General features: G+C 55.6%; 23 protein-coding genes and 1 pseudogene. 13 read left to right on the top strand and 11 right to left on the bottom strand.

Features of this window, described 5'->3' with window-relative positions:
* Positions 1–34 precede the first annotated feature (34 nt).
* Together QMQ05_RS11080 and QMQ05_RS11075 are read right to left on the bottom strand one after the other, a co-directional pair.
* The gene (locus QMQ05_RS11080; RefSeq protein WP_345470032.1) at positions 35–829 is read right to left on the bottom strand and encodes a MerR family transcriptional regulator; all 795 of its coding nucleotides are present in this window, start codon (positions 827–829) and stop codon (positions 35–37) included.
* Between the two features lie 30 nt (positions 830–859).
* Positions 860–1,768 carry a DUF2268 domain-containing protein gene (locus QMQ05_RS11075; RefSeq protein ID WP_345470031.1) on the bottom strand — a complete coding sequence of 303 codons (909 nt, stop codon included), beginning with the start codon at positions 1,766–1,768 and terminating at the stop codon, positions 860–862.
* Positions 1,769–1,963: 195 nt separating this feature from the next.
* On the opposite strand from QMQ05_RS11075, the gene QMQ05_RS11070 reads away from it, so the two are divergent.
* Complete coding sequence (locus QMQ05_RS11070) at positions 1,964–2,113, top strand: hypothetical protein (RefSeq protein WP_345470030.1); 150 nt, start codon at positions 1,964–1,966, stop codon at positions 2,111–2,113.
* Positions 2,114–2,332: 219 nt separating this feature from the next.
* On the opposite strand, the gene QMQ05_RS11065 is transcribed toward QMQ05_RS11070, so the two are convergent.
* Both QMQ05_RS11065 and QMQ05_RS11060 read right to left on the bottom strand, forming a co-directional pair.
* Positions 2,333–2,620 carry a transcriptional regulator gene (locus QMQ05_RS11065; RefSeq protein WP_345470028.1) on the bottom strand — a complete coding sequence of 96 codons (288 nt, stop codon included), beginning with the start codon at positions 2,618–2,620 and terminating at the stop codon, positions 2,333–2,335.
* Between the two features lie 5 nt (positions 2,621–2,625).
* Positions 2,626–3,057: a hypothetical protein gene (locus QMQ05_RS11060; RefSeq protein ID WP_345470026.1), complete on the bottom strand. Its 432-nt coding sequence runs from the start codon at positions 3,055–3,057 to the stop codon at positions 2,626–2,628.
* Between the two features lie 207 nt (positions 3,058–3,264).
* Between QMQ05_RS11060 and QMQ05_RS11055 the strand changes: the two genes are divergently transcribed.
* The 6 genes from QMQ05_RS11055 to QMQ05_RS11030 all read left to right on the top strand — a co-directional run bounded on the left by QMQ05_RS11055 (position 3,265) and on the right by QMQ05_RS11030 (position 6,362).
* Complete coding sequence (locus QMQ05_RS11055; RefSeq protein ID WP_434063139.1) at positions 3,265–3,639, top strand: VOC family protein; 375 nt, start codon at positions 3,265–3,267, stop codon at positions 3,637–3,639.
* A gap of 130 nt (positions 3,640–3,769) precedes the next feature.
* Positions 3,770–4,279 (top strand): RES family NAD+ phosphorylase, encoded by a 510-nt coding sequence (locus QMQ05_RS11050; RefSeq protein WP_345470022.1) that lies wholly within the window; start codon positions 3,770–3,772, stop codon positions 4,277–4,279.
* Between the two features lie 183 nt (positions 4,280–4,462).
* A complete protein-coding gene (locus QMQ05_RS11045) occupies positions 4,463–4,843 on the top strand; it encodes a VOC family protein (RefSeq protein WP_345470020.1) in 381 nt (126 codons plus the stop codon).
* Between the two features lie 70 nt (positions 4,844–4,913).
* Entirely contained in the window at positions 4,914–5,429 is a 516-nt protein-coding gene (locus tag QMQ05_RS11040) for a peptide-methionine (S)-S-oxide reductase (RefSeq protein ID WP_345470018.1), read from the top strand.
* Between the two features lie 262 nt (positions 5,430–5,691).
* Positions 5,692–5,946 (top strand): type II toxin-antitoxin system prevent-host-death family antitoxin, encoded by a 255-nt coding sequence (locus tag QMQ05_RS11035; RefSeq protein ID WP_345470016.1) that lies wholly within the window; start codon positions 5,692–5,694, stop codon positions 5,944–5,946.
* Positions 5,943–6,362, top strand: coding sequence for a type II toxin-antitoxin system VapC family toxin (locus QMQ05_RS11030; RefSeq protein ID WP_345470014.1), 420 nt, complete (start codon positions 5,943–5,945; stop codon positions 6,360–6,362). Before QMQ05_RS11035 ends, QMQ05_RS11030 begins: the two co-directional genes overlap by 4 nt.
* 252 nt (positions 6,363–6,614) lie before the next feature.
* On the opposite strand, the gene QMQ05_RS11025 is transcribed toward QMQ05_RS11030, so the two are convergent.
* Positions 6,615–7,580 (bottom strand): GNAT family N-acetyltransferase, encoded by a 966-nt coding sequence (locus QMQ05_RS11025; RefSeq protein ID WP_345470012.1) that lies wholly within the window; start codon positions 7,578–7,580, stop codon positions 6,615–6,617.
* Positions 7,581–8,107: 527 nt separating this feature from the next.
* Here QMQ05_RS11025 and QMQ05_RS11020 point away from each other — a divergent pair.
* Positions 8,108–8,890, top strand: a complete 783-nt coding sequence (locus tag QMQ05_RS11020; RefSeq protein ID WP_345470010.1) for a metalloregulator ArsR/SmtB family transcription factor — start codon at positions 8,108–8,110, stop codon at positions 8,888–8,890.
* A 282-nt stretch (positions 8,891–9,172) separates the two neighbouring features.
* Here the strand turns inward: QMQ05_RS11020 and QMQ05_RS11015 are convergent.
* Positions 9,173–9,694, bottom strand: a pseudogene (locus tag QMQ05_RS11015) (DUF998 domain-containing protein); the annotation flags it as partial.
* A gap of 86 nt (positions 9,695–9,780) precedes the next feature.
* Here QMQ05_RS11015 and QMQ05_RS11010 point away from each other — a divergent pair.
* Entirely contained in the window at positions 9,781–10,146 is a 366-nt protein-coding gene (locus tag QMQ05_RS11010; protein WP_022874010.1) for a MerR family transcriptional regulator, read from the top strand.
* A 159-nt stretch (positions 10,147–10,305) separates the two neighbouring features.
* On the opposite strand, the gene QMQ05_RS11005 is transcribed toward QMQ05_RS11010, so the two are convergent.
* The 3 genes from QMQ05_RS11005 to QMQ05_RS10995 all read right to left on the bottom strand — a co-directional run bounded on the left by QMQ05_RS11005 (position 10,306) and on the right by QMQ05_RS10995 (position 12,524).
* Positions 10,306–11,085: an SDR family NAD(P)-dependent oxidoreductase gene (locus tag QMQ05_RS11005; RefSeq protein WP_334123150.1), complete on the bottom strand. Its 780-nt coding sequence runs from the start codon at positions 11,083–11,085 to the stop codon at positions 10,306–10,308.
* 353 nt (positions 11,086–11,438) lie between these two features.
* Entirely contained in the window at positions 11,439–12,113 is a 675-nt protein-coding gene (locus QMQ05_RS11000; RefSeq protein ID WP_345470008.1) for an SDR family NAD(P)-dependent oxidoreductase, read from the bottom strand.
* A 48-nt stretch (positions 12,114–12,161) separates the two neighbouring features.
* Positions 12,162–12,524 (bottom strand): DoxX family protein, encoded by a 363-nt coding sequence (locus QMQ05_RS10995; protein ID WP_345470007.1) that lies wholly within the window; start codon positions 12,522–12,524, stop codon positions 12,162–12,164.
* A 144-nt stretch (positions 12,525–12,668) separates the two neighbouring features.
* On the opposite strand from QMQ05_RS10995, the gene QMQ05_RS10990 reads away from it, so the two are divergent.
* From QMQ05_RS10990 to QMQ05_RS10975, 4 genes are all read left to right on the top strand, one after another.
* Positions 12,669–13,088, top strand: a complete 420-nt coding sequence (locus QMQ05_RS10990; protein ID WP_334123153.1) for a winged helix-turn-helix transcriptional regulator — start codon at positions 12,669–12,671, stop codon at positions 13,086–13,088.
* Between the two features lie 135 nt (positions 13,089–13,223).
* Positions 13,224–13,718 carry a DUF6578 domain-containing protein gene (locus tag QMQ05_RS10985; protein ID WP_345470006.1) on the top strand — a complete coding sequence of 165 codons (495 nt, stop codon included), beginning with the start codon at positions 13,224–13,226 and terminating at the stop codon, positions 13,716–13,718.
* Between the two features lie 94 nt (positions 13,719–13,812).
* Positions 13,813–14,217 (top strand): VOC family protein, encoded by a 405-nt coding sequence (locus tag QMQ05_RS10980; RefSeq protein ID WP_345470004.1) that lies wholly within the window; start codon positions 13,813–13,815, stop codon positions 14,215–14,217.
* 162 nt (positions 14,218–14,379) lie between these two features.
* Complete coding sequence (locus QMQ05_RS10975) at positions 14,380–15,321, top strand: RluA family pseudouridine synthase (protein ID WP_334123156.1); 942 nt, start codon at positions 14,380–14,382, stop codon at positions 15,319–15,321.
* Positions 15,322–15,351: 30 nt separating this feature from the next.
* On the opposite strand, the gene QMQ05_RS10970 is transcribed toward QMQ05_RS10975, so the two are convergent.
* Together QMQ05_RS10970 and QMQ05_RS10965 are read right to left on the bottom strand one after the other, a co-directional pair.
* A complete protein-coding gene (locus QMQ05_RS10970) occupies positions 15,352–15,696 on the bottom strand; it encodes a VOC family protein (RefSeq protein WP_345470003.1) in 345 nt (114 codons plus the stop codon).
* Between the two features lie 144 nt (positions 15,697–15,840).
* A complete protein-coding gene (locus tag QMQ05_RS10965) occupies positions 15,841–16,212 on the bottom strand; it encodes a hypothetical protein (protein WP_345470002.1) in 372 nt (123 codons plus the stop codon).
* Positions 16,213–16,245: the final 33 nt, after the last annotated feature.

Below are 16,245 nucleotides of genomic sequence, written 5' to 3'. Positions count from 1 at the left end.
CATTCGGTGGTGCGGTGGGAATTCGGTTTATCGTCTAGCTTCGAAGGTCACTCGGTGGATGGTCGTCTAATTGTCGTATGTGGAGACGCAATGCGTTTGCGGCGAACGTTGCGGCTTGCACGGTTCCGAACGCGACATGGAAATCGGGGTTCGTCTCGTATTGGTCGGCGAGACCTCGGATCATGTCGATGGACTTCGCGGTATCGCCTGCATGCGTCGGAGTTCCTGGGATCTCTTTGAACCACTCCAGATGAATGGCCGCGTGGTCTTGCGCTGCGGTGGAGTCCGGTGTGGACCCTCCTTCCTGAAGTAAACGCCATTGGGTGAGCAGAGCTTCAGCTCTGGCTTTCCATTGCCTTTGCTGACTGACCGATTTCCCATGCCACCACTGATTCGAGGATTCGAATGCCTCGCGGCCCCAATTCTCGATGACCTCGGTTTCATATCGATCGTTGAATCCCTCGAGCATCACATCCATGCGTGGTTCGCGCCCCTGACTGCGCATGGACAAGGTGTGCTCTACCGCATTGATGCGTCGATTCAGCGATTCACGCTCGCTCGCCAGATGCGCCAATTGCTCAGTGAGTGCTTCGACTTCCACCTCGGGCGTTGTTGGCGCACTCAATACGTTCGCGATATCCGTCAGCGGCAAGCCCGTCTCTCGTAATAATAGGATTCGCTGCAGACGGGAGACCGCGTTGAGCCCGTAATAGCGGTAGCCGTTGGACCCTACACGGTCTGGTTCGAGTAACCCGATCTGATGATAGTGGCGCAATGTGCGCCCACTGATGCCTGCGCGCTCTGCTAGCTCCTGCACGGTCCACTCCACGGATTGCTTCCTATTCTCTTGCCCTGGATCTCAGTCTTCCAAACGGGTGGGCAAGTCCAGTACAGGCGCGGCAATACGCAGAATCTCGTCCGCAGGCGTGGCAAAACTTTGCGCTGCAGTGGATCCCGTGGCCTTGAGATATGCACGTACCAGACGGATGCCAGCGGCGTAGCCGGCCCCTGTAGGCAGTCCGACTGGCTCTGCGCCCAACAGTCTTGCGCTCGCATCACCATGCACCCAAGCAGTGAAGTTCTGCATTCCTGTGAGGTGTAGCCCACTAGCGACCTTAGCAAGGACGTTGTCATCGTTGCGAGTGCTCGCGCTGACGAAATGCGTGAACCCACTTTCGCCGAACAGGTCAGCAGCGAACACATCCGCAAGCCCTTCGGAGATCACCTGTTCACCTACGGTGACGGTCGCCGGATCCCAAACGACTCCGCCCGGTGAGTAGCGCACATTGTGGTGGAGCTCATGAACGGCAATCGCTTCGAGTCTTTCCAGCACTTGGGGTGTGGGCCAGACGGTGATCGTGATGTAGCCACTGATTCCTCCGAATGCAGACAATCCCTGGATCTCGTCAACGAAGTGTATGTTCGAGGGATCGCCCAACACGAGGAGAACCTGCAAATCGGGGACCTCGATGTCAGAGGTTGTCGACCGCAATGCTACTGTTCCGGACTCGAGCGCGCATGCGATGCGGTTCCAGGCATCTGCCTTGATGAGACGTTCGAGGCCCTCTTGAATTGGTTCGACGGAGGCTTCCCAATCGAAGCCGAAATTCTGGCGATGCACGGTGGCCATGTCCACCCCGCCCGGAATGAAGTGGTACATCCCAGCCAAAGGTGACCACATCTCACGGATTAAGGCGGCTCGGTCGGAGGGCCCTGCTGCGAGTACCCGGCGCATGCTAGTTGCGCTGTCAATCACTGAAATAGTCATAGCAAGAGACGGTAAACCTTGCCGTGACGTCAAAGTCAAACTTCGGAAGCAACAAGCATCCCGCAAAGAAAATTTCTGCCGGAACTCAGTAGCACTTCGTTGTACGCTTTTACCTTTTAGTGAAATTGCCGTTGAGCGGCGTCATTCCTTCTCGATCAGAGTGATCGTGTAGTCCTCTGGCGAAGGTAGTGCAACATGGTCGTCTCCGAAGGGCATGTAATTGACAGAGTGCAAGCGTTTATCGACGACCCAGAGCTCAAGGAGTCCGAGCGTTTCATTTCCATCGGATACTTCAGCGAGGCTGAAGGGTCCTCCATCATGCGCGATGGAACGAATACCGCCTGATGACATTACGTCGATGAGAAAGCAATCGCATCCATCGTGCTCATAGCCTCCCCAGCTCGCTTTTCCCAACTGTTCTCGCGCAATCGAAGCCTCGGCGTCCGTGCCGCTACAGAGGATATGGAGCAGTGCATTTTCTAGGAGGTTGAAGCTCTCACCGACGGTTCGGGTGGTCCTGGGTTTCATGGTGCTCCGGTCTTCGATGAATGGGCAGCTGGTGGGTTAGTAGCCGGCTATGCGGTTGAGAGTAGTCACCAAATTCTGAAACGTGCGCCTACCCTCTGGCGTAAGCCGTATGAGCGTCGCCCCATACCGGTTCTTGCGTTCCTTCGAGATCTCGACCAAGCTCCGTTCTTCGAGATCTCGGAGGATCCTCGACAGGTCTGACGTTGAGAGCCCTGTGGAGTCCTGAAGTGCGGGGTGGTCAGCCTGTTCGACTTGGCTGAGGTGAGAGAGGGTGACGAATCTCTTGGGCGCGACCAAATGGGGGTCGATGTCGGTATATGCCATGAGCATCAGCGACGGATGAGAAGAACGAAGTAGAGCACGAGCCACGCCGTCGGCGCGAGTCCGGCAAAGATCAACGCCTCGGGGAAAGGGATCGTCTCGCCATGAACAAGTCCACGCCAGATGGGGATCAGGAGCCAGATCGTAAACGCCGTCGCGACGAAGACTCCTTTGAGGCGGGGCTCATTGGGGCGATCCTGCCTACTTTTGATCCATCCGTGCGCGATGACGATCGCCCCTAGCGCCAAGGGAGCTGCCCACCACGGATGCCCGGCCAAAGCGATGACTCCAGCGGTGAAAGAGAGAATCACTGTAGCTGCAGTGCTGATGTGATCACGGCTTGTGAAGATGCGTCGGGGTCTGCGCGGTATCGAACCGAGCAGGTCACGTGCCTGCTCGGGGGACAGCAGGGGGACATTGCGAGACTCTTCAGAAGCCATATGCTCAGGTTAGCAAGTAGTTTCAAAATTTGAAAGTAGTAAAGTGTCGCAATAGTTTATTTGTCTGTCGCAGTGAGGGGAGTCCATACGACGGTCTCGGCAGGGTACGGGATCCGCATCTCAGGGAGCTCGTCGCAGATGTTCCACTGATGCTAAATTTGCCGTGAGAAACCGACAAATCGGAGGGCGAAGTTGAGGCTCCATCATGTGCAAGTATCCATACCACATGGCGCCGAGGATGAAGCCCGGCGTTTCTACAGTGAGGTTCTCGGTCTCCAAGAAGTTCAAAAGCCGCCGTCCCTAGTAGGGCGGGGTGGTTGCTGGTTCCGAGCCTTCGACGGTGAAAACATCACTGCTGAGATCCATCTCGGAGATGAAGAGCCGTTTTACGCGGCGGAAAAGGCGCACCCAGGACTGGTTTGCGAGTCGCTGAAGGAACTGGAAGAACTTGCCTCACGCATCGATAGCAACGGGTATGGACTGTCATGGGCGGAACGGGATACGTTTGAAGGGTATGTGCGCTTTCATACACGTGACGGACTCGGAAATCGCATAGAGGTCATGACGCCCATGGAGCTGTAGACTTCGTTCGATTGTTCGAGGTCTAAGGCAGGTAATGTCAGTTTTGTGGTTGATCACCCGGGGAGAATCCAATGGAGGATGTCTTCGCGAGTTTTTGGATCTTCCGACGGCATAGCAAATGGGAGGGCGCATGAACATGGGAAAAGATTTACCGGTGGGCACCGTTGATGGCACTTTCTATCGTGCGATTGATCCTAAGTACAAGGGGTTCGCGATTGCTGGGTCACGCTCACCGGGCCGGTACTCACGCAAGGATGAGCCAACCCTTTACTTGAGTTCTTCTATTGAAGGTGTTGGAGCCGCGATGATCGCCCATAAGGACGCCAGATCGGCAGCGTTTGAGATCATTGAGATCGAAGTTCAGGCCCCTGGGATTGTCGACTTCCGTAATCCAGACGCGTTGGATCGGGCCGGTATTGATGTGAGCGATGCGATCGCACCGTGGCAGGACGTTGTTGCCTCGGGCGGTACGCCTTCATCGTGGCTGGTGCGCGACCGGCTGCTGGCTGCCGGCGCCAACGGATTAATAGACCCTTCGCGGAAACGGCCCGGCCTATGGCACCTGGTGCTGTTTCGTTGGAATGAAGCTAATGCACCGACCGTCCGGGTTGTGCGGAACGTGCCGACAGAGGGTCGCTAACATTCGCAGCGTGACGGGTAGGTTTTGCTATTCCTTGCACTGCCATGCCGAGCCTAAAGCGCTTGAATGTCAATAGTCCTAGACGGGTCTCCAACATGCGCGATAGTCATGTGGGTCTCTGACAGCAGTCTGGATTGGGCCATTTGAGCTGACAGCATGGAGCTTTTGGCATAGCCTGACGGTATGCGCGAATGGAAGCCTGCTTCGTACCCGTCGATCAGCCCCTATTTGATCTGTCGCAATGCTGAAGAAGTGATCACGTTCCTTGATGCGGCCTTCGACGGGATCATGTTGCGTCGGTTCGACCGCCCCGACGGGTCGTTGATGCATGCCGAGGTCAGAATCGATGACAGCGTGGTGATGATTGGCGGTGGTGCGACCGAGTCGGTCTCAGCTCCGGCGCATGTGCACCTGTATGTGCAGGACGCGCAATCCGCCTTTGCTCGTGCCATCGAAGCGGGAGCGTCCGTCGTCCAAGCACCTGCCCGCAAGACCGAGGACGACGACCTGCGCGGCGGGGTCATGGATACTTCGGGCAACATTTGGTGGATCGCGACGCAATAAACGACTCTAAGAAGTCCTGCTGGCTACAACTTCGAATCGATTATCGCCCAAGTGGCACTAGGATCGGCTTATGGGTGCAGAGCAGATGGTCGAGGAGATCTACTTGGCAGGCGGCTGCCTCTGGGGAGTGCAGGCCTTCACTGAAACGCTGCCCGGGGTGATCCTCACCGAGGCCGGAAGGGCCAACGGAACCAGCCAACGCCTCGACGGCCCCTACGATGGCTACGCCGAATGCGTGCGCACACAATTTGATCCTTCGGTCGTCAGCTTCGAGCAACTCATGGACTACCTCTTTGAAATCATCGACCCCTACAGCGTGAATAGGCAAGGACCTGATGTAGGGCAGAAGTACCGTACCGGTGTCTACTCCACTAATCCGGCTCACCTCGAAGTCGCCCGTTCTTTCATCGCGGCCAGAGCCGATGCTCACCGGATCGCCGTCGAGGTGCTGCCACTTCTCAACTATGTGCGAAGCGCCGAAGAGCATCAGCATCGTCTCGCACGTTGCCCCGAGGATGCCTGTCATTTACCCACCGACATGCTGACCAAGTATCGGACGGATGTTGATGTAGTGGGCCGTGCGTGATGACCATTTGACTGAAGGAATACCTTGTCGAGCATCCTGTGAACCGGGAGCGTATCGGAGTTAAATAGCGACACTGATCCAAATTCGAACATAGCGACCTCGACAATGTGCCGGCAGGCACGGCTGGAGCTCTCTGGAGCAGTCGGACGAGAACTGATGGCGGAGACATTGAGCTTGGCATCACCGTGTAATTGACTTCTTCTGCATGCTTGGCAATGAACCTTTGAGCAACTAAAGTTATTAAGTAGGTACGTACCTACATATGGAGGTGGAAACCGTGACGGTGATGAGTGCACGCGAGTTTAATCGAGATGTCAGCGCCGCTAAACGGGCGGCCGATCGACAGCCGGTGGTGATCACCGACAGGGGTGAGCCTGCCTACGTCCTGCTGTCGATCGATGAATACAGGCGGATGGGTGAGCGAGGGACTTCGCTCGTTGATCGGCTGTGCATGGAAGATGATCTCGATATCGAGTTCGAACCTGCACACATCAATCTGCGGGTACCTGAGCTGTGAGTCATCTGCTCGATACCAACGTCGTCAGCGAACTACGCAAGTCTGCCGGTCGGGCAGATCCTCGAGTGCGAGCGTGGGTTGCCGGCCGTGTACCGTCAGATCTGTACCTGTCGGCGATCACGGTGCTAGAAGTTGAGGTCGGTATTGGCCGAATCGCGCGCCGCGACGCTGCGCAGGGGGAGCGTCTGCAAGCCTGGCTTGATAACCAACTGCTAGACGCCTTCGCTGGACGGATTCTGCCTGTCGATGTCCCGGTCGCACGTAGAGCAGCCCGACTTCACGTACCTGACCCGCGACTCGAACGCGATACGCTCATTGCAGCGACGGCCGCAGTCCATGGCCTCACCGTTGTGACTCGAAACGTCAAAGACTTCGCTGCGCTCGAGGTGCCGATTCTCAATCCATGGAACACCTAAGGAAGATTGTGCGCTCGCCGTTGGCTCGACGCCTATGGGCGTGCTCGTTGAAGAGAGAGCGAGAGCGTCTTGTATGAGATCGGGCCGGATGGGAAGTTCCATCCTCAGGTGGACTAATCTCCTGATCGACGCATCACCGAAGAGCATCGACTGGTCAATCTTCTGACGTTGTGCGCTTGCGGATGTCGTGGGTCGGTCTTTCAAGGCCTGGATTAAATTGGTGGGGAAATGGTTCCCGGGGCGTTCAACGGGCTAAATCATGAGTTCAAGTTCGAGCTCAGTAGATGTCTCCTTGAACCGTAGCCGCTGGTAGAGGCGGATGGGCTCAGTTGGATTGTTCGGCTCGACTTCCAGCTCCATGTAAGGCAGTCCCGCCTGCGCGCTGGCGCTGAGTACCTGGTTGATTAGGGCGGTGCCTAGCCCAAATTTGCGGCACGATTCATGAACCCCGATACGCGCTATCCACGCATAGTGCGTTGTTGCGTCTTCGTCTTCGTCCCATACTTCCGTGTGCGCATAGGCGACAATCTGATTCGCGGAGCGGATTACGGTGCTCAGATCGTGGCGTACCGCGGGTTTATCCACGAGCATTTCTTGCCAATGGTGGGTTGCCCACCTCGGAGAGCCGGGCACGTCACCGAAGACCTCATTGTGTAGCGCGAGTTGAGCGCCTGCTTCCTGCGTGGGGTTAAAGGGGGCGAAAGTCAGACCTGGAGGCAAAACCACCATTGGATTCTTGTCACTAGGCTTCAGGGCGCGACGCATCGTCGTAGCTGAGTGAGTCGTGACGAACCCTGCCTCCTTCAGTGCCTGCACCCAAAGCTGATCTGAGGCATCTGCGGTAATACGCAGTCCTCGGGCTTCGTCTGACTGTTGCTCTCCGAGTAACCGAGCACGTTCAACCATCGCGGCGACCAGCGACCTCATCAGCTCGATCGAGCGAGATTCAGGACGGAGCAACGCGTCCAAGGCAATGTACGTGGTGCCAGAGCGTGATCCGGCGATGCGAGCCTCAAAGCACCCGAGTAAATCGGCCCCCATGAACGCACCGACGAAGTCAACAGTGTCGTCAGTAAGCGCGTTGTGGAACTCTTCGGTTGCTTCGGTCAGTGCCTGAGATGAGTTGGAAGTGCGCTTTGTTGCGTGAGCAAGGTTGAGCCATGCCTGAAGGTCTCGAACGCTCAGGTCTTGAATCGTCATTTTCTCGGTGTTGGTCACCCTCTAATTCTAGTAGGGGGACAGGTCAGCGGGTGAAATGGCAGCTGGTTGCGCTGGGCAGGAGACATGCATGGTTCATTAGACTCGACGCCATGCCGGTTTAAGAAGCTGTCCTTCGGTGGAAGTTTCTCTTATCGAAAATTGCCGATAGCTCGTGGGTAACACTTTTAGTCCGTCAGGACTCTGCAAATCCTCCCGCCAGAGCATCTTCAACTTGGCTCGGATCGCGCAGGTCAATGCTGCGACCGTGTACTGACGAGGCGCGGTGACTGGAGAGCGCCACGACGAAGTCAGCAACTTGCTCGCCGGTTAACGGCGAGCATTTTCGCCGGCCACAACTTGGCTGGCGTCATTGATCTGCCTCCGGGCCGCACAAAGTTATGCCTTGCGCGCCTGTGAATGGTGGGACTGGAGCCTGTCGACGACGAGGAATTTTGGGACTACTGATCGCCGAGACGTCTTACGAGAGTACAAACTTTCTTTTAAATATGCTTGCGCATATATATGAACAAGCGTATGTTGGAAACATGACATCAACCACTGTGCTGGAAGCGATCGCTGAGCCAACTCGGCGACGTATCCTCGACGCCATCCGCGATGGCGAGCGTTCTGTCGGTGATCTCGTAGAAATCATCGGAATGCATCAGCCGGGAATATCTAGACATCTCAAAGTACTGCGAGACGCGGGCCTAGTTGAGGTCCGTCGCGACGCCCAGCGAAGGTTATATCGGCTCCGAGCTCAACCGCTGATGGAACTGGATCAATGGCTGGAACCCTACCGGCTGGAATGGTCCAACCGACTGGACAATCTAGAACGGCATCTGGAACGCACCGCCGACGGAGGACTCGTTCGTTTTGAACGTTTCCTTGCCTATCCGATCCAAGAGGTCTGGGCAGCGATTACGCTGCCGGAACGCCTGGGTGACTGGTGGCCACCAATGGCTGCAGAGATCACCGTAGACCTACGAGAAGGCGGAAGGATTGTCTTCGAGTGGCCAGATCTGGACTTCCCAACGATGGAATTCGAAATTACCCGAGTTGAAGCCCCAACGCTGCTAGAGCATAAACACACCAGCCCCGGCTCGTGGATGCGCTGGGAATTGGAAGAAACCGACGAGGGCACGCGACTGCTCGCAACATACTCTGTACCTGACATTGACATGGCGATCGACCGCGGCGATGTTGTGGGGCTGCACTACTCCCTGGACCGTCTTGATCCTGCTCTTTCAGGGAACCCAGTGGGTTGGGACAATGATGCTTTCCAAAAACTCCTTGCGACTTACGCGCAGGAACGACTTGGTAATTCTTAGGGCAAATATTGATCTAGGTGATTGAGTCGAACTGACTTCAAAAAGTTAACAAGCCCTTCTGACTTCTCTGATTGTCAGCGCCTGCTTCGACTGAAGCCTGTAACTATCCCTCAACTTCAATACGTCAATGCCCTCGGGTTTGTTCATTACCGAGGGCATTGTTTAAGTGTCACCGGGAGGAAATACCGGTTTTACCGAGACGGTTTAGTGGACAGCGAGGTCGACGCTCGCGATCAGCGGCGCCACCGTGACCACCAGGATAAAGGCGCGCTCGGCAATGCCGAAAGTGCGTCGACGCAGAGGGCGCACAACCAATGAGATCACCAACGCCGCAAGGGCGATCGCCGCAACCGTGTCCAGTGTGCCCATTAGTTCGTGCGAGGAAGGGCTCAAGAGTCGGCCCAAAGGTCCAATAGTTGCGTAGGCGAGCGTAAACCAAGCGACAGCGAAGAGCAGATGTACCCGTCCACGCAAGGTGGTCTGGGAGCCCGACCTATCGGTGGGTACTAACGGCATGACCGCCAATAACACGCCAAGGATCAGGAGCCAGAAGCCGACGCCACGTCGCGCGTCACCGCTCACCGTGTTTAGTAGAACCGTAAGCCCCAAGCTGATCCATGCCAGAGCGGCTGACCAAGATGCGGCTGTAGCCAATAGGCGAGTTCTTTTCTCCTCGGCGACGGCATAATCACTGACCGGTTCGCGTACAGGGTCAACTCCGCCTGGAAGAAAATGCAAGGTCACAAGCAAAAGCAGTCGGATTAAGAACAGTACTGCAGGGATTATGAAGAGTGTGCTGGCCATGGGAAACCTTCCGACAGTTGCTGAGGACTGGGGCTGGTTCAAACTCTAAAGATTCAAGTACCTTTAAGGTCAAGAGGGGAGATTCAATGAAAATCAGTGAAGTCGCACGCCTCACCGGACTTGCCCCATCGGCCATCCGCTACTACGAGCAACAGGACATGTTTAGCCCTGGCCAGGTAGAGCGAACATCCAACGGCTACCGTAACTACACCACAGGCGCACTGCGTCGCCTCGAACTCCTACAAGCTGGACGAGATGCAGGATTTACGCTTGCTGAAATGAAGAATCGCATGCGTGACTGGGATACCCTGCCGGATGAGAAACGGGCCGAGATCTTAAAAACGCAGTTGGACGTCATCGACGAAAAAATTGAACGACTTTCCGAAAGTCGTCGCCAGGTGCACGAGTCGCTGCAAACACTTCAGGAGCGACTCGGGACCACCGGCCAGTAGCTTGACGCTGGTGCACCCAAACAATGACGATGGGATACCTGAATCGTCTGGTCATAGAAATCGGATCAGCACAAACAAAGTGTGAGCGAGTTTGCCTCGTCTTAGGAGGTGGCCTGACCATTTTCGTAATCGGACAATTACCTCCAACACTGTGCACGACTAGTCCCGCTCATCGGGCTTTGAGTCTTGCGCGAAGCGTTTGGCCTTGGATTCTTCCGAGGAGAATTTATTGCGCAAAGCAGCCCAACGTGTGCCGCGGTCGCCACCAATCACATGGTCGCGACCACTAAAGAGGGCTTCAACACCCAGCTTCGCAACGAGCTCGGGATCGTTTTTCCACGAGTTATCTCCGAACTTCGTCTGCTGCATGCCAGCTCGGTCGTGAAATTCGGTCGCCGTGGCCCCCGGCAACAGCGCGGTCACGCTGACTCCGTGCTCGCGAAGTTCCTCGCGTAAGCCCTGAGCAAAGCTGTACATGAATGACCGGGTGGGACCATAAATGGATTCATAGGGCGTAGGTGTGGTCGCGGAGAGGGAAGTGGTAATGAGGATTCGGCCCGAACGCTGTGCCACCATGGCGCGAGAGATGTGCTTAGCCAGGATGACCTGCGAGGTGACGTTCAGTGCGAGTAGTCGCAACTCATCTTCGATATCTGTGTCAATAAATGCACCGCCCAAGCTTGCGCCCGCATTGAGCGCCGCGACATTCAGTGGACGGCCGAGCTGTTCGAATTCGCGCCATAAACCATCAACTTGTTCACGGTCGGTCAGATCTGCACGTAGTGGTATCACCGTGGTGCCTGGAAGTTTCTGTGGAAGCTCAAGTATGCGATCGCTGGCTCCGACTCCGATAATGTCGTATCCACGGGTAGCTAACTGTTGTGCAATGCGAAAGCCGATTCCAGAAGAAGCTCCGGTAACTAGTGCGGTAGGTTTCATTGATTGTTCCTGTCTTTTGTCATGCCTGTAAGTTGAAGCAACATGAATGAAGCTTTTGAGATCTAGGTTGTCACGTTGAGGCAGGCGAAGGCATCAATGCTTATAGAAAGAAAACCAATAGTTGGTTGAGCGATTTTCTTTCGGAACGGAAGTGCAGCCCAGCAAGTTAGGCCCTGTTTATCATGCATCTCGGCTGTTGTGGAAGAAGTGTTCATGCCGTATTTTCAGCCAAGGAAAAATGTTGTGCACGGGACCGACCGGCCCTAACTGAGGCTGCTAGGGTGGCGCGCGGTACGAGCCCGCGCGCCACCCTGGCCATCGCTCCTACCGCCGCGAAACCCGGTGGTTCTGGGTCAGTACGTGATCACCAATTCTGAAACCTCGCGTGATACATGCAAGTCCCAATAGTGTTCGGCTAGTTGCGCTGGCGTCTTGAATGGATAGCCCGGGGCGGGCGCCGTCTCGCCGATGCCAACACCGATAGCTACGTGCGCGACGTAGATGTCGGTTTCGGCCAGCTGCTTATTCAGGTTTAGCGCCCAGTTGCGGGTTGCGGCCTGTGCGGTGTTCAGCGTTCCAAAGAACGGCACTGGGTCGATGGAGCCGGTGCCCGCAGTGAATAAGATGGTGCCGGTTCCTTTTTCTTGCATGGCTGGCAGGATCGATTGCACCGCGGCGACCGCACCGAAAAGTAGACCTTGGACTGCAGGGCGCAAGTTTTCGACTGTCACCTCAAGCGGGTTGACCATGGACTCAGCGTTGCCGGCATGGGGCGAGAATTCCAGGACGTCGATGGAACCGAAGCGCTCGCGGGCCTCGTCCAGTGCTGCGGTGATCGAAGCGGGGTCGCCCGCGTCGGCCACGATTCCGGTTGCCTCGATGTTCTCTGCAGCGAGCTGAGCAACTAGGGCGTCCAGCTTCTCACGATTGCGAGAAATCAGTGCTGCTTTGAATCCGTTCTGGCCGAACTTGCGAGCCAATCCTAGGCCGAGTCCGGGACCTGCTCCGATGATGGCGATGGTAGGCATAAAAAATTCTCCTGAGTTAGTGGTGAAACCGATTTCGGGAAATCGGTCTTAGAGGTTAATGAATCCGAGGATGGCTGAGACGGCTGCAATGACAAGCAATACGACCGGAACCATAAAGTTCTCCGCACGCTTTAGGTGCACGATGATCGCACCGACCATCGCCAAGACCAGACCAATGGCTGCGATGGGTGCCAGGACGGGAGCGATGCCCGTGGCCAGCGGTAGGAACAGTCCGAGTGCGCCAAGGACCTCGACCGCTCCGATGGCCTTGACCGCGTCGGTGGAGGTATCTGTAGCCCAGGTCATGCCGGAGTCCGCAAGTGCCTGCGGTGTGCGGGCGAGCTTCGTGACGCCTGCAGCGAGGAAGACAAATGCCAGGATTATGTTGATGATCCACAAAGCGATGATCATGTTGCTTCCCTTTCTGTGAGGTCGGCACCGACAGTTGGCGATGCTCTGCGCAATGGTTACTATTTGTAACTAACAACATCATGAGTCATTATTGAAAGGCTTACGAAAGGCACATCAATGTGCCTGTGGCACAGGGGAGGAACCATGAGCATCGAATCTATTGCGCTGGATGCCACCGTATTTGAGCCTCTAACAGGCAACGAGGGAGCCTGTTTAGAGACCGGAATCGGCCAGGCGGTCCGCGACCTGCTGGACCGAGTGGGAGATAAATGGTCCTTGCTCATCATCGGTATGCTCCGCACTACCCAGCTACGTTTTAGCGAATTGCAACGGCGAATTCCCGGCATTTCCCAACGGATGTTGACCTTGAAACTACGCAGCTTAGAACGCGACGGTTTGATAACCCGCACCGTTTACGCCGAAGTTCCTCCGCGAGTTGAATATGAGCTCACCGCCATGGGTAGAACCCTCATTGAACCCGCCACGGCTCTAGCCTTATGGGCTGTGGAACATCAGCCGGCAATTTCTCATGCCCGAGAAGAATTCGACCGCAAAGACAAGTAAAGACTTCAAACCCCCTGAACGTGCATTTCCCAACACAGTCGAGGTGCAGGAAAAGTCCGCCAGTCCTTCATATGCTGACTAGAAACGATTGATGAGTTGCGGGTTCGACGACATGTCATCAGAGAGGAACTGAGCATGCTTGAACGTTATTTCACTGAAGAGTGGGAGTGGGAATGCTGTGGCGGGGATCTTCTAATCGGTCAAGACGTGCAGTTGTGCGTGGAAGTTGATTCTGAATATGCCCAGAACATGCGTGCCGAATTCACTCATGTCTTGCCCGAGGCCCTGACGGGAGTAGAAACTCACCATGATGACGACCCGGTGATCATCAACGGACGTGTTGTAGCGCTCCACGCGGTCATTGCTGACGTGAAATGGACCGTCACTCCACGCACAACACCCGACCCTGTCCCGCAGGTTCTTGGCGATGGCGTTGTCGTAAGCATTGGCAATACTGAGCTAGGACAGGCAGAAGGGGAGAACGTGAAGGGAACAAGCCGCCTCCTTCCGGTCTCAACGTTCCCGGACCGCAGTGTGGTTCCTGAAGATTCAGAGCCCGACTGTTCGGTCTTGGGCGAGCAAATCAGAGCAGACCTCAGCGGGTATGTGATCACCATCGAGGTCGACTGAACTGGATGATGTGATTGAGGTAGGCAAAGGATCTTTTAAGAGCCATAGCGCTCTGGGCATTGACTGTACGTAGTCACGTTCAGAAGATTGATGCATGAGCCTATACATCACGTATCCGGTTGATGACGTTGAGCGTTCGAGGGTTTTCTATGAAGCCTTGGGATGGGTGTTGAATTCCCAGATTTCTAATGAATCGGTGGCCTGTTTTGCTATAGCTGAAGATCAGTTTGTCATGTTGGGAAGCCGGAAGATGTATGAAAGCGTCGGTGGTGCCTCAGAGCTGGTAGGTGGGCCGAATACGCCATCGAAGGTGACAATCTCGTTTGACCTGCCCAGCCAGGAAGCAGTCGACGAACTCGTAGAACGAGCCGGTGCCGCCGGAGGGAGAATCGGAGACACCGATGAGTACCCATTCATGTACCAGCGCCAGTTCGATGACCCGGACGGCTACCACTACTCACCGTTCTGGATGAAACCGGAGGGCGATTCTGTTCCTTAGAAATACTGTGGGCTTTCGGAGTTTTCTGAAATTCAGGCTACGATGAAATTTGGCTTATTTGAGCGGAGGAGTTGCCCACCTCGCTCGACGGAGGCCCGCAACTGACCGCCGGTTCACGGATGCAGCGCTCCGTGAATGACTGGGTTCAGATGGAGTGAGTGTTTGTCTGCGGCAGCTGAGCACCCGAACTATCAGTTGATAATCGTTGACGCCGAACAGTCTGGCCGGAGGCTGGACAAGTACCTGCGCTCTAGGTTCAAACAAGTGCCGGCGGGAGCGCTGTTCAAGCTAATGCGCCAAGGCCGCTTGAGGGTCAATGGGCGCAAAGTTCAAGAAAACTACCGGCTAGTCCTTGGCGACGAAATTCGGATGCCGTTGATTGATCAAGCACATCCAGTGCAAGAAGCCGCTCCCGTACCGAGATCACTGCTGAAACTCTTACACAATCGTGTGATTCATGAGGACGAAGACTTGTTGGTGATCGACAAACCGGCTGGTATCGCGGTCCATCAGGGGACCGATGTTTCGGCCGGGGTGATCGAAGCTTTTAGGCAACTAAGGCCGGATGTGCCGCACCTGGAACTGAGCCACCGGCTAGATCGAGACACCTCAGGGGCGCTGGTATTGGCGAAAACTCCAAGCATGCTGCGATTTCTTCATGATTTGTTGCGCGACAGGGAAGACGAAATTGAACGCCACTACCTAGCTTTGGTTGCCGGGTATTGGCCTGAAACAAAGCAGGAAATTCATGCTCCGTTGCGACGCATGGAGCATGCCGTCGTTGTCGATCCCCAAGGACAGCGGGCTGAAACACGCATAGCGGTCAAGCAACGTGTGGCCGATCGCGCTTCGCTACTTGATGTACAGCTGTTGACCGGGCGTAAACATCAGATCCGCGTGCATCTACAACACGAGGGGCACCCCATTGCGGGGGATGACAGATATGGTCGGAAGGACTTCAATCAGCGCGTTGCCGGTCTCGGAGGCAACGGACTTTACCTGCATGCAGCAAAGATTTTGATCCCGAAGCCGAATGGACGAGCGGTACTGGTTGAATCGCCGATGCCACCGCGTTGGAGCCAGCTGATCAACGCCGGTTTGTGAGTAGTGCGGTAAGAGTCTTTGAGGTCGTTCTTACTCAGTAGGTTCTTGCTCGGTGGACTGATCAATGAGATAGATGCGACCGCCAAAGGGATCAGCGAAGCTGGCCCACCAACCGCCTGGAATCTGCGCGGGCTCTTCAAGACCCACTAATTGCGGCCGACGTTTTTCAACCCAGGATTGAACATCGTCCACGGTGAGTATTGGCCCTGGTGCGTCACTATCTGAGGATGAAACGTCCAACATGAGGGTGACATTGCCGTTGACGGGACTGACAGCTGCCGTGGTATCTCCTTCCCGCCAATGCTCGTCCCAGCCGAGCACATTGCAATAGTAATCAAGAGCTGTGTTCAATTCGGGCACGGGTTGATAAAACATCTCAATGTTCTCCATGACTGAAAAGTAGCTACAGGGGGACTTTTCGTCAATGGAAAGCGGTGAATCTGAGGTATTGGCCCAGCACGAGAATGCGGTCCTAGCGCAGCAAGGGCAGCACAGCAATATAGAAGAATCGTGCTCGTGCTAGACAAGACTCGAAGCTGGTTGGGGTTCTGGTAGCCGCATGACTCTCAGCGCCACCGCTGCCAACGCAGCTGCTCCGACCAGCGCCACGATTCGTTCCATGAGCCCGCCAAGCCCGATTTCTTGAGTTGGCGCGATGGCGAACATAGCCAGAGCGATCACGACTCCAGTGACCCGTGCCGGCCATGCTAGAGGTTTCCACTGGGGAATCTTTGTCATGGCCGCGGCGAGAATGAAACAGCTAATCATGAACGCCACGACGCCCACCGAACTCAGTACGGCATCGAGCGTTCCCCCGAGATTTGCTGTTTGTGAATCTGGCGTGCATTCTGAATCAGCGAGCCGACAAGCCATCCGTTCGAAGGGTGTCAACGAATCTCCCAGACTGAAAATTGAGAGTCCAAG

It is taken from the genome of Glutamicibacter sp. B1 (assembly GCF_039602135.1).
In the GTDB taxonomy this organism is placed as follows: domain Bacteria; phylum Actinomycetota; class Actinomycetes; order Actinomycetales; family Micrococcaceae; genus Glutamicibacter; species Glutamicibacter ectropisis.
This window is presented reverse-complemented; position numbering and strand designations above follow the sequence as displayed.

Excerpts from the sequence above, each read along its gene's own strand:
- QMQ05_RS11075 (WP_345470031.1), bottom strand. The coding sequence starts at position 1,768 with ATGACTATTTCAGTGATTGACAGCGCAACTAGCATGCGCCGGGTACTC.
- QMQ05_RS11070 (WP_345470030.1), top strand. The coding sequence starts at position 1,964 with ATGGTCGTCTCCGAAGGGCATGTAATTGACAGAGTGCAAGCGTTTATC.
- QMQ05_RS11065 (WP_345470028.1), bottom strand. The coding sequence starts at position 2,620 with ATGGCATATACCGACATCGACCCCCATTTGGTCGCGCCCAAGAGATTC.
- QMQ05_RS11060 (WP_345470026.1), bottom strand. The coding sequence starts at position 3,057 with ATGGCTTCTGAAGAGTCTCGCAATGTCCCCCTGCTGTCCCCCGAGCAG.
- QMQ05_RS11050 (WP_345470022.1), top strand. The coding sequence starts at position 3,770 with ATGAACATGGGAAAAGATTTACCGGTGGGCACCGTTGATGGCACTTTC.
- QMQ05_RS11045 (WP_345470020.1), top strand. The coding sequence starts at position 4,463 with ATGCGCGAATGGAAGCCTGCTTCGTACCCGTCGATCAGCCCCTATTTG.
- QMQ05_RS11040 (WP_345470018.1), top strand. The coding sequence starts at position 4,914 with ATGGGTGCAGAGCAGATGGTCGAGGAGATCTACTTGGCAGGCGGCTGC.
- QMQ05_RS11035 (WP_345470016.1), top strand. The coding sequence starts at position 5,692 with ATGGAGGTGGAAACCGTGACGGTGATGAGTGCACGCGAGTTTAATCGA.
- QMQ05_RS11020 (WP_345470010.1), top strand. The coding sequence starts at position 8,108 with ATGACATCAACCACTGTGCTGGAAGCGATCGCTGAGCCAACTCGGCGA.
- QMQ05_RS11010 (WP_022874010.1), top strand. The coding sequence starts at position 9,781 with ATGAAAATCAGTGAAGTCGCACGCCTCACCGGACTTGCCCCATCGGCC.
- QMQ05_RS11005 (WP_334123150.1), bottom strand. The coding sequence starts at position 11,085 with ATGAAACCTACCGCACTAGTTACCGGAGCTTCTTCTGGAATCGGCTTT.
- QMQ05_RS11000 (WP_345470008.1), bottom strand. The coding sequence starts at position 12,113 with ATGCCTACCATCGCCATCATCGGAGCAGGTCCCGGACTCGGCCTAGGA.
- QMQ05_RS10995 (WP_345470007.1), bottom strand. The coding sequence starts at position 12,524 with ATGATCATCGCTTTGTGGATCATCAACATAATCCTGGCATTTGTCTTC.
- QMQ05_RS10990 (WP_334123153.1), top strand. The coding sequence starts at position 12,669 with ATGAGCATCGAATCTATTGCGCTGGATGCCACCGTATTTGAGCCTCTA.
- QMQ05_RS10985 (WP_345470006.1), top strand. The coding sequence starts at position 13,224 with ATGCTTGAACGTTATTTCACTGAAGAGTGGGAGTGGGAATGCTGTGGC.
- QMQ05_RS10980 (WP_345470004.1), top strand. The coding sequence starts at position 13,813 with ATGAGCCTATACATCACGTATCCGGTTGATGACGTTGAGCGTTCGAGG.
- QMQ05_RS10970 (WP_345470003.1), bottom strand. The coding sequence starts at position 15,696 with ATGTTTTATCAACCCGTGCCCGAATTGAACACAGCTCTTGATTACTAT.